15 protein-coding genes are annotated in these 9,281 nt (G+C 41.3%); 11 read left to right on the plus strand and 4 right to left on the minus strand.

The window, feature by feature from the left end; translation table 11 throughout:
• Nucleotides 1-67: 67 nt before the first annotated feature.
• The 3 genes from RTW80_RS21495 to RTW80_RS21505 form a co-directional block, all read right to left on the minus strand.
• Complete coding sequence (locus tag RTW80_RS21495; protein WP_025693582.1) at nt 68-880, minus strand: DUF2971 domain-containing protein; 813 nt, start codon at nt 878-880, stop codon at nt 68-70.
• 7 nt (nt 881-887) lie between these two features.
• Nucleotides 888-1,400 carry an MltR family transcriptional regulator gene (locus RTW80_RS21500; RefSeq protein WP_025693581.1) on the minus strand — a complete coding sequence of 171 codons (513 nt, stop codon included), beginning with the start codon at nt 1,398-1,400 and terminating at the stop codon, nt 888-890.
• Nucleotides 1,401-1,499: 99 nt separating this feature from the next.
• The gene (locus tag RTW80_RS21505; RefSeq protein ID WP_077696265.1) at nt 1,500-2,033 is read right to left on the minus strand and encodes a helix-turn-helix transcriptional regulator; all 534 of its coding nucleotides are present in this window, start codon (nt 2,031-2,033) and stop codon (nt 1,500-1,502) included.
• Between the two features lie 102 nt (nt 2,034-2,135).
• On the opposite strand from RTW80_RS21505, the gene RTW80_RS21510 reads away from it, so the two are divergent.
• The 11 genes from RTW80_RS21510 to RTW80_RS21560 all read left to right on the plus strand — a co-directional run bounded on the left by RTW80_RS21510 (nt 2,136) and on the right by RTW80_RS21560 (nt 8,868).
• Nucleotides 2,136-3,251 (plus strand): phage/plasmid replication protein, encoded by a 1,116-nt coding sequence (locus tag RTW80_RS21510; RefSeq protein ID WP_025693570.1) that lies wholly within the window; start codon nt 2,136-2,138, stop codon nt 3,249-3,251.
• A gap of 12 nt (nt 3,252-3,263) precedes the next feature.
• On the plus strand, nt 3,264-3,551 hold the full coding sequence (locus RTW80_RS21515) for a single-stranded DNA-binding protein (protein ID WP_025693571.1): 288 nt from the start codon (nt 3,264-3,266) through the stop codon (nt 3,549-3,551).
• 9 nt (nt 3,552-3,560) lie between these two features.
• Complete coding sequence (locus tag RTW80_RS21520; protein ID WP_032253735.1) at nt 3,561-3,779, plus strand: hypothetical protein; 219 nt, start codon at nt 3,561-3,563, stop codon at nt 3,777-3,779.
• Between the two features lie 2 nt (nt 3,780-3,781).
• Complete coding sequence (locus tag RTW80_RS21525) at nt 3,782-4,003, plus strand: hypothetical protein (RefSeq protein WP_025693548.1); 222 nt, start codon at nt 3,782-3,784, stop codon at nt 4,001-4,003.
• A 122-nt stretch (nt 4,004-4,125) separates the two neighbouring features.
• Nucleotides 4,126-5,391 carry a hypothetical protein gene (locus tag RTW80_RS21530; protein ID WP_025693549.1) on the plus strand — a complete coding sequence of 422 codons (1,266 nt, stop codon included), beginning with the start codon at nt 4,126-4,128 and terminating at the stop codon, nt 5,389-5,391.
• Between the two features lie 9 nt (nt 5,392-5,400).
• Nucleotides 5,401-5,688 (plus strand): DUF2523 family protein, encoded by a 288-nt coding sequence (locus RTW80_RS21535; RefSeq protein WP_025693550.1) that lies wholly within the window; start codon nt 5,401-5,403, stop codon nt 5,686-5,688.
• 4 nt (nt 5,689-5,692) lie between these two features.
• Nucleotides 5,693-6,718 (plus strand): zonular occludens toxin domain-containing protein, encoded by a 1,026-nt coding sequence (locus RTW80_RS21540; protein WP_025693551.1) that lies wholly within the window; start codon nt 5,693-5,695, stop codon nt 6,716-6,718.
• The gene (locus RTW80_RS21545; protein ID WP_230163696.1) at nt 6,684-7,931 is read left to right on the plus strand and encodes a type II secretion system protein GspD; all 1,248 of its coding nucleotides are present in this window, start codon (nt 6,684-6,686) and stop codon (nt 7,929-7,931) included. Before RTW80_RS21540 ends, RTW80_RS21545 begins: the two co-directional genes overlap by 35 nt.
• 134 nt (nt 7,932-8,065) lie before the next feature.
• Nucleotides 8,066-8,380, plus strand: a complete 315-nt coding sequence (locus RTW80_RS21550) for a hypothetical protein (protein ID WP_025693553.1) — start codon at nt 8,066-8,068, stop codon at nt 8,378-8,380.
• 58 nt (nt 8,381-8,438) lie between these two features.
• Nucleotides 8,439-8,705, plus strand: coding sequence for a HigA family addiction module antitoxin (locus RTW80_RS21555; protein WP_025693554.1), 267 nt, complete (start codon nt 8,439-8,441; stop codon nt 8,703-8,705).
• Entirely contained in the window at nt 8,689-8,868 is a 180-nt protein-coding gene (locus RTW80_RS21560; RefSeq protein ID WP_025693555.1) for a hypothetical protein, read from the plus strand. Before RTW80_RS21555 ends, RTW80_RS21560 begins: the two co-directional genes overlap by 17 nt.
• Before the next feature lie 213 nt (nt 8,869-9,081).
• Here RTW80_RS21560 and RTW80_RS21565 read toward each other — a convergent pair.
• Nucleotides 9,082-9,281 (minus strand): hypothetical protein (locus RTW80_RS21565; RefSeq protein ID WP_312720118.1); only part of this gene is annotated, 200 nt, incomplete at its 5' end.

Raw genomic sequence — 9,281 nt, forward strand, 5'->3', positions numbered from 1 at the left:
TTGAAAAGGCCGCTGCGAAAATATTTCCCGCAGCGGCCTCTTTAGCATAACGTCATTGTGCGCACCTTTATTCTGTCTTTATGTCAAAATCAAAACTACCTGGAAGATTAACTGCATTTTTTATTTCTACATGTTGATATTCAGGAAAGCATAAGATGTTCCGTATTGTTTCCTTGTTATCTTCCGATGTTCTAACTCCAAATATAACCTCCTTTAAAGCCTGTGGGGAAAATGAAAACATCCCATGTTTGTTTCTAATGAGACGGTATTCTTCTTCATATTCCCATTTTGATGATTTTGTTAATAAGTTACCTTCCATTAAGACATGGAGTTGTTTTGTGTAAAATTCATCCCCTTTTTCGTCAGGAAAGCTCGAGTCAGGATTCCAGGGTTGAACAAACGTTCCCAACTCATCAATTAACTCTTCAAAAATCTCTTGATATGCGGGAGCGGTTTTATATTTTATATCGCCTGACATAAAAACATCCTCATCTGGCATTAGAGACTCATCAAATCCTAAGCATATACCTTTATGAGAATTTCCATAGTGTGACCATAACAAAGCATCCCGAGCATTTTTTGATGCAGAGAAGACACCAAGGGTTTTTATGAAATTACCAATTAAAACATTAAGTTTCAATGGGTTGCCGTCAGAATCCTTGTGGTGATTGTTGAGGATATATAGCAAAAATGCTTTTTGGTCATATTCCTCACTTATATATCTGTTATATTTATTGACAACCTTTTGATATTCTGACTCTATATCAATAGAACAATCCAATGGATCATTTAAATCAGCAGGCGGAGAAAAATATATTTTCCTGTTTATCAGCAACTCTAATGTTCTTTGGTTTATTTCTCTATATTTATAGATTGTCATTTTTCTATCAACCTCTGCTCCGATGCCCCCATACCTTCGGTAACATCCTTTCTTTTTTAACTAACCTAGCTCTATACATTAAATCGACCAGCAATATACTTACTGCAAAAGAAAATTTTGCTTTGGGGCTTTGAGTCACATCATCTGGCCCAAGCCATGGTAACTTGTCTAATGCCTTTTTGATTTTTGGATTCTCAAAAGAAATGTCTCTCCAACCATGTCCAAATTCATTCCTTATTTTTCTGATTAAATCAATCTCATCAAATTCATGATCCATAATCAATCCAAGGGCATGTGCGGCTTTAAGTCGCGCAGAGAAAGTGCTAAGTGGTGCATTGAATCCTGAAATCAATTCTTTAGCTGACTTGTTTGATATTAATAAGCTGTCGATAATTTCAAAGAGGCTTTCATCTAGCATTGATGCTGCAAGAAGGACAGCTCCCCGATCAGATTCTTTATTGAATTCATTGAAGAACAGCCCCAGCTTCTCTACTTCTGGTGTTAATTGTTTTAGATCCATTGAGCAATCCTTGAAAGAGCTTAGGTGCATATCGTTACCGCGAAGCGGTTCGGGGTTCTGTGACACCCGAACTTTACCCCGGTTTCCCGGGGCACATTATCATCTTGGCGGCTTCATTTTTCGTCCAGAAATGTTCTGAATTGTATTCTGGAGATTGAGTAACTCTGTCATTCTTTCAATAAAAACAACATCTTCCAAACGCATGTCTTTTATAGCAGCGATGACCCTGATCTTTACTTCATGATCGGCTGAGCTATCTGTAGCTCCTTTAATTTCGTACCTGGCTGTTGGCTCAACTAATTTCATATCTGCGGACACGGTTTCAATTTCATAACCTGCGTCGTTTCCAAACGCCAACCAAACCGGATTCCTTCCTGTAGCTTTTGCAATCTGTCGAATTTCGATGAGTTTCGGTTCACGGTCACCAGATGCCAGGCGTTTCAATGTACTGACACTGATCCCGGTTTCATTTTCAATATCATCGTACGTGAAGTTCTGAAGAATCGATTGTTTGATCCTTTCTGCGCATGCTTTGTCTGCTGCCATTACCAGTGAACTCTCTGTTTTATTCATACAGGCATTCATTCTACCTCCTGTTTTTAGCATGCTGACACCGAGGGTCAGTTTTGACATTTTACGGTATCAATTATATTGACACTGAGATCTCTCCAATTTAGTATAACTGACACCGTTAAAGATCAGTTTAGACCCTTGCGCGTCAATTCCGGGAGACACATGTTTTTTGACTGGCTTACCATCGAACAGGACTTTGGTTACCAGCTTCCTATCCTGGGTGAAGTGGCTTATCAGCGCATTCAGCTTGAAACAGGGGAGGCCGGTTCACTGAATCAGCCTGTGTTTCAACATAAAGGATCTTTTTGCGATCAGGTTTCGATATCGATTAAAGGTTCGATTCTGAAAATGTCGGGAAATCCATCCCGATGGAACAGACTGGACAATTTGTTTGGTCACACTTCTGTTGATGCCTGTGTGCAGGTATACAACCGGATCCTGAATGACCTTGGTCTGCCGGAATTCACAAAATGTACGAAATTGTGGCAGAGACAGGCAAGTGAAACTGAAAAGGCCGGAACGGTTACTGATGGCGCATGTATTCGTGAAATTCACATTACATCCAACCGAACAGTCGGAGCAGATAATGTAGATGACTATATATCGGGCCTTTCAACATTACGGTATCGCAATAGTGAACCGCGATTACACAGCAACGGTAAATCAGTTGACTGGCTATCCAAAAAAGGAAACGCCTTGCTCATTTATCCGACTGTATATAACAAAGCACATGAAATTAAGCTTCACTCCCTTAATAAAATAAAGAATAAATTCGGGGATTCATCAGCTGAAGTTTCATACATCAAAAAGATTATTGATTTCTGTCAGGAACAGGGCGTAGTCAGATTTGAGCAAAAACTTAAATCCCGGTATCTGCAACGTAACCATCTTATTTACTGGGGGCTTTCCGACTATTCAATACTCAATAATTTACATGATGATTTTTTAGCTCTTGATAAAAAGCTTATGGTGACGTCGATGGATTTTGAAACGATTAGTGAACATTTAATCAGTGAAGGCATTGTTGACTCAACTCGATCAGCGAATACCACTGCGATGTATGCTATCCAGTGGATGCACGGTCACTCATTTGATTTTTCTAAAACACAGGTGCAAACCCATCGTGCCAGGCTTAGAAAAATAGGTATTGACATTGCTCAGCGATGTAATATTTCCAAATTTAGCCCCGTTATTGTTAAGAAAGTGAGAGAAGTATCAGTAAGTGAATGCTTTATTCCATCATGGTATGTGAAACCACGTTATTTGCATGTTGCATAAGAGGATATTTAAATGATTAAGATTGAAATTAAACAGTCTCAGGCCATTGCCGATACGCGTTCTGGCGTGTCGAAGTCGACCGGGCAGGCGTATACAATTAATGAGCAGTCTGCATATATTTTTCTTGGCCAGGATTATCCACAACTCTTCAAGTTGAATCTTGACGCGGGTCAGGCACCATACCCGGCGGGATTATATACATTACATCCATCCAGTATTTACGTCGGTGATTTCCAGAAATTACGGGTAGGAAGAATCGTTCTGATTCCATATCAGGAAAATAAAGAACAGACTAAATAAGGTATCGCTATGGCTTCTCAGAATATAATGACTGGTAAGATTTGTGATGGCAATACTGAGCAGAACTGCCAGATAATAACATTAAATTCCTCTGAGTTGCCATATCAGCAGCTCCCTCCGGCAGAAGATATTGCACTGGTATGGGGAACTGCTTTTACCTCTGTAATCGTCCTTTATTTAGTATCACACTGTATTGGACTCGTTTTAAATATGATAAAGAGAGCCTAATTATGAAAAAGACCTTTTTGAAATCAGCTGTTGTTATTGCTTCCGTAGTACCTTTTCTGGCTAATGCAGCAGAGTCTGCCGGAGTGGATTTTACTGCATTGACTAATGCAGTGTCATTCGACAGTGTAATTGTGGCAATTATGTCCGTAGCCGGCATTTTGGTTGGTCTTTATGCCTCCATTGCCGGGGCAAAAACAGTTCTGCGTATGATCCGTGGGGCCTGATAATACGGGCAGGGGAAACCCTGCCTTCAGGAGTTTCTGTGATATTACATTTCTGGCTAATTACCTGTTTTCTCTGGGGTCTTCTTTGTGCCTGGGCAGTTATAAAAGGATTAGGAGGGTAAATGAAAACTCTTTTAATTGCATTGTTGTTATCTATCATTAGCTTTTATTCATACAGTGCAGAGAACGCAGCTGTTATTAATCAGACCATTTCAGGAACCATTAAAAACAAAATTACACAGCGTGGTTTCTCAGCGAATGATCCTCGATACTACGGAACATTAAAAGGTATTTCAGGTTATCTAAATTCTACCGCTTCAGGTTCGAAAGCTTATACCGTTGCAGGTGTCTCTGGTCGTTCGTGGTTATCAGTTGGACTCAGAGGGGCTTTGTTAAGCCGCGGTACGCTTATAGCTCTTGCCGCTTCCGGTGCGGTGGCATGGCTAATTGAAACTGAGGACTCCGTACAAATCAAAGTAAAAGAAATAACGGGAGAGCAGGGTGTTAAAGGGTTTTACTGGAATATTGGCGCAGAAAGCTATGTTACAGCAACTGAGGGAGCTCAGTCGATATGCCAGCATAATCCGACGTTCTGTCAGACATACATAGTTGAGCAATATAATGCAGACCCGACAAGGTCTGATTTAAGAACCATCAAATTTTATATTGATTCATCTAAAACACAGCTTTGGGCATCACGAACTGCAAACCTTGTTTCCTGCGGTACAAATAAGGTTATGCCTACATGTCAGCCTGATTATGTGCCGGGTAGTAATGAAGTAATTAAAACCGTTAGCGTACAGGATGCTATTAATAGCATTTCAGATACGGAAATGCAGACAGATCTTTCGCCAGAAGTTATTTCTGATGTTGTGAATAATGCATGGCAAAAAGCAGCCTCCGAAGCAGGGTATTCTGGTTTTGCATACGACCACACCAGACCAGTGACAGCGCGTGATGTAACTGCTTCAACTGGTGCTGCAAAGCCCGCTGTATCTGACTTTCTCAAACCGTCAGACAAACCCGATTTTACACTACCTGCTGACACAACAGGGACAACACCAACCAATCCATCGACAGGAGAACAGGTTAATCTTGGTGATGATCCTGGTATTGGGCCGCCTGAACTGGAAAATATACCTGCAGGTACTGAAATTTTATCTCCATTATTATCATTCAACCCCTTTGAAGATTCAGCCGGTGCACTTAATGCAGAAAGCGAAAGAATTAAATATGCGGAGTGTCCAAAACCTGTACTGGAGGTTTTTAACGGACAATATAAGTTAGAAACACATTGTACATTACTAAATAATAACGCTGCGATGATTGGTGTTATTTTTCTGTTCATTTACTCAATAGCAGCGTTCAGAATTATCCTTTCTGCATAAAGGTGATTTATGTTTGGCATCATGACCTCTGTTTTATATGGCGTTCTTGGGTTTTTATTGCGCTCAGTTATTGTGAAGTTTACGGTGTTTTTTGCATTGTATTTTATTGTGCAGGAATTCGTGCCGCTTATTCTCGATATGGTTAATCGCCAACTCCCACTTCTTGCGTTAATTTCAAGTATTCCAGATAGCCTGAAATATTTCTTCTCTGTTTTTAAAGTTATAGATGGGATTAACATAATACTTTCAGCTTTTGTGACTCGCTTTATTATTCGTCGAATTCCGGTAATAGGATAATTTTATGGCTGTATCATTGTATATGGGTGTGATGGGGAGCGGTAAAACATACGAGGTTGTTTACAGTGTTATTATCCCTGCGGTTTCAGCAGGCCGCCGTGTAATCACCAATATCAAAGGGATAAATGAAGAGAAAATACATGAGTATTGTCGTTCTAAATTCAAGACTAAGCAGCCTGGTCGTGTTGTTTTCGCATCGACGGATGAAATATTAAAGGATGATTTCTTCCCTTTTTACTCTGATGATGAATCTTCAGAACAAAAAGCAGCATTTTGTGAATATGGTGATCTGATTTGTCTTGATGAATTATGGTCAATATGGCCATCGGACTCAAAACTATCTGAGGCACATAAAAGATTTATTTCAATGCACCGTCATATGACACATGCTGTTAGTGGGGTATCATGTGATTTGGTCATCATCAATCAGGGTGTAGATGGTGTACCCCGGTATCTTAAAGAGCGTATTGAATCGACATACCGGATGACCAAGCTAAAATCTCTGGGGCTATCAAAGTCATATCGTGTCGATGTTTTTTCTGGTGCCAAGGTATTCAAAAATAATAAAGTCAGTACTCGTAACTATCAGTACAAAAAAGCCGTTTTTGAATTATACAAATCTTATGAAACCACTAACGGAATGGAAGCGACAACAGACTCTAGACAAAACGTTTTTTCATCCGCCTTTCTTTGGGTAAAAATTGCATTTTTATTATTTATTGTACTGGCTTCTATATATTCAATAAGAACGGTCTGGGTGGATATTAGAGGTGAGTCAGTACCAGAGCCGAAACATACCGAACCGGAAGTTGTACTGCCTTCATCAGCAAAGATTGCGAAACCTGATGCCCCGTACTCAAAGCGCTGGCGTATTGCCGGGGAGTTAAAATCAGATTATGTCAGCAAGGTTGTTCTTACAGACAGCAATGGTCGGTTTAGAACGCTACCGGCAAATCAGTTCGACGGAGAAGGTTTTACTTTAAGTGGAATCATTGATGGTGAAATTGTCACCTATTTTACTGGGGGTTAATATGAAATTATTTTATATCATAATAGTGGTATTTATGATTCCACCTGCATTATCAAAAGGCGTTATACTGAATCTCTCAGGATTAACGCTTAATGATGCCATTACTTTGTTTTATACTGAAGTTATGAGAAAACCGTTCATGGTTTCTCCTGAACTTATCACGGACAAACGACAAGTTAATTTCAATATTACGCCAGATATGGATGAGTATACGTTTATTATGCGTTATCTCCAGAATGCCGGAGTCTCTGTAGCCAGAAAAAATGGTGTGGATTACTTTTATCTCCAGGAGAAAAAAGTATACGAAGCCCCGAAATATTCTTTTGTTTACACACCACAGTACCGTTCTGTTGCTTATCTGGCTGATATTCTTCAGTCACAAGTGAGCGGGTCATTTTCAAATGGTGGGCAAATAGGGAATGGCGATGTTTCTCCTGCGATGATTAAAGACAATACCGCATCCGATTTTTTGAGCAGAAATGGGGATGTACTTGTTTTTTACGGTACGAAAAAAGACATTCAGCGGGTCGAAGATTTGCTTCCTCTTATCGACCGGGCCGCCGAAGAAGTTATTGTCGCCGGGTACGTGTTTGAGGTTCAGACGTCTGAGCGAAATGGTTCTGGCCTGGCACTGGCTGCCAAACTTATGTCGGGAAAATTCACAATAGAAACGGGTACTGCACAAGGACTCAGCAACTTTGTCCGTTTCAGTTCTGGATCGCTCGATGCACTTTATGAGTTGTTCAGAACAGACAGCCGTTTTCACGTCGTCAGTTCGCCACAATTGCGGGTCAGAAATGGCTCTAAAGCATCATTTTCTGTGGGATCTGACGTGCCGGTACTCGGTCAGGTCAGCTATGTTGATGGTCGTCCGGTTCAGTCCATTGATTATCGTTCAAGTGGCGTAATTTTTAACGTTCAGCCGCAAATCCGGGCTGCTACGATTGACCTTAATATTCATCAGCAACTGTCTAATTTTGCAAAAACAGAGACTGGGGTGAATAACAGCCCGACGCTCATTAAACGGGAGGTGAACACCGATGTTTCGCTCAAGGATGGCGACATAATTTTACTTGGTGGTCTGGCTGAGAATAAAGACAGTAATGCAGATACGGGCCTGTCATTTTTGCCGTCATGGTTCGGAACAACGGCAACTGAAAAAGCAAAAACAGACATCATTATTGTACTTCAGGCCAGAAAAATCAGGCGGTGAGAGCAGGGCGGCCAGCCCCGCAGCTCCGTGAGGAGCTGGCCGTACTGAGACACCGACTGTTGATTGATTGTGTAAATCATGAACGGCGTGATTTGCGCATGCGCAAATTTCTCGTCAATTCTTATGGGGAATCTATGGCTACAAAGTTGAAGTTTATCCGACTGAAAATTGAAGATGAGTTAATCCAGCCGGTTAATAATCTGGCAGGCATTCGCGATGAGTTAAAGGCCGACATAGCCAGTGAAATCGTTGAGTGGTATCTGAACCAACGAAAAGCAGGGCATGTACACATACGGTACTTCTCCAGTCCGAAAGGCTCAGATTATCAGGGGATCTGGTTCCATCCGGATACGATCAAACGAGCGAAACAGCAGGCCGAAGACGATCAACAACCGTTAAACCGACTGATTTATACGGCTCTGGCCCGTTACTTTGAACAATCGATCTAACATGCTCAAAGTGATAATTTGTGCATGCGCAAATCCGCATCTGACAGGATGATTAGTTATGCAGCAATTTGATGTGTCTCATCCGGGCGAAATTATTGCCAGAGAGTTGGCTGAGATGGGCATTAGTGTTAACCGATTTATCGAAGAAACTGGCATCCAGCCAGCTTTTTTAGAAGGGAAAATGGCGTTAACCGCTGAGCAGGCCGTTCCGATCGTAGCAATAATGGGAAGCACTCCTGATTTTTGGTTACGTCTTCAGTATGCATATGATCTGCGACAGCAGAAAAATAAAGCAGAAGCAGGCAAATATGACGATCACAGCTGAAAAAATTGAAAAAAGTTTGAAGCAGGTCAGACGTGAACGGGATGCCTGGGAAAACAGCACATCCCGTACAGGCATAAATCAATATAGACTGATGTGTATTCTTGAGTCCTTACTGGAAGATCTTGGACCAGAAGGCATCGATATCCAGGATGAAATTAAGTAAGAGTTTGCGCATGCGCAAATTGACGGTGCTTAGGAGGTATCGGTGAAAATATTCAAAATCGACGTCACGTAGGTTCTGCCACAAAATCGAGTTTAAGTGATTTTGCGCATGCGCAAATGTAGTGATAGATCATTTAAGAACGCGACGAAATGCCGGAAATTCTTTCCGGTGTTTTGGCGGGTTGGACAAGCCGTAGGCGCGTCAGTATGCAGTTTATTGGTATCTGCGTTGGTGAAGGAACTTTCCGGGGCTATCGGCGACCTGGGCAATCATGACCGCCAACGACTGGATTCTTCCTTGGTTTATATTGGTGCGCATAATGTCATACGCGTTATGTTGAAAAGGCCGCTGCGAAAATATTTCCCGCAGCGGCCTCTTTAGCATAACGTCATTGTGCGCACCTTTATTCTGTC

It is taken from the genome of Escherichia sp. AM3, assembly GCF_032029835.1.
In the GTDB taxonomy this organism is placed as follows: domain Bacteria; phylum Pseudomonadota; class Gammaproteobacteria; order Enterobacterales; family Enterobacteriaceae; genus Escherichia; species Escherichia coli.

Excerpts from the sequence above, each read along its gene's own strand:
- RTW80_RS21495 (WP_025693582.1), bottom strand. The coding sequence starts at position 880 with ATGACAATCTATAAATATAGAGAAATAAACCAAAGAACATTAGAGTTG.
- RTW80_RS21500 (WP_025693581.1), bottom strand. The coding sequence starts at position 1,400 with ATGGATCTAAAACAATTAACACCAGAAGTAGAGAAGCTGGGGCTGTTC.
- RTW80_RS21505 (WP_077696265.1), bottom strand. The coding sequence starts at position 2,033 with ATGTCAAAACTGACCCTCGGTGTCAGCATGCTAAAAACAGGAGGTAGA.
- RTW80_RS21510 (WP_025693570.1), top strand. The coding sequence starts at position 2,136 with ATGTTTTTTGACTGGCTTACCATCGAACAGGACTTTGGTTACCAGCTT.
- RTW80_RS21515 (WP_025693571.1), top strand. The coding sequence starts at position 3,264 with ATGATTAAGATTGAAATTAAACAGTCTCAGGCCATTGCCGATACGCGT.
- RTW80_RS21520 (WP_032253735.1), top strand. The coding sequence starts at position 3,561 with ATGGCTTCTCAGAATATAATGACTGGTAAGATTTGTGATGGCAATACT.
- RTW80_RS21525 (WP_025693548.1), top strand. The coding sequence starts at position 3,782 with ATGAAAAAGACCTTTTTGAAATCAGCTGTTGTTATTGCTTCCGTAGTA.
- RTW80_RS21530 (WP_025693549.1), top strand. The coding sequence starts at position 4,126 with ATGAAAACTCTTTTAATTGCATTGTTGTTATCTATCATTAGCTTTTAT.
- RTW80_RS21535 (WP_025693550.1), top strand. The coding sequence starts at position 5,401 with ATGTTTGGCATCATGACCTCTGTTTTATATGGCGTTCTTGGGTTTTTA.
- RTW80_RS21540 (WP_025693551.1), top strand. The coding sequence starts at position 5,693 with ATGGCTGTATCATTGTATATGGGTGTGATGGGGAGCGGTAAAACATAC.
- RTW80_RS21545 (WP_230163696.1), top strand. The coding sequence starts at position 6,684 with ATGGTGAAATTGTCACCTATTTTACTGGGGGTTAATATGAAATTATTT.
- RTW80_RS21550 (WP_025693553.1), top strand. The coding sequence starts at position 8,066 with ATGGCTACAAAGTTGAAGTTTATCCGACTGAAAATTGAAGATGAGTTA.
- RTW80_RS21555 (WP_025693554.1), top strand. The coding sequence starts at position 8,439 with ATGCAGCAATTTGATGTGTCTCATCCGGGCGAAATTATTGCCAGAGAG.
- RTW80_RS21560 (WP_025693555.1), top strand. The coding sequence starts at position 8,689 with ATGACGATCACAGCTGAAAAAATTGAAAAAAGTTTGAAGCAGGTCAGA.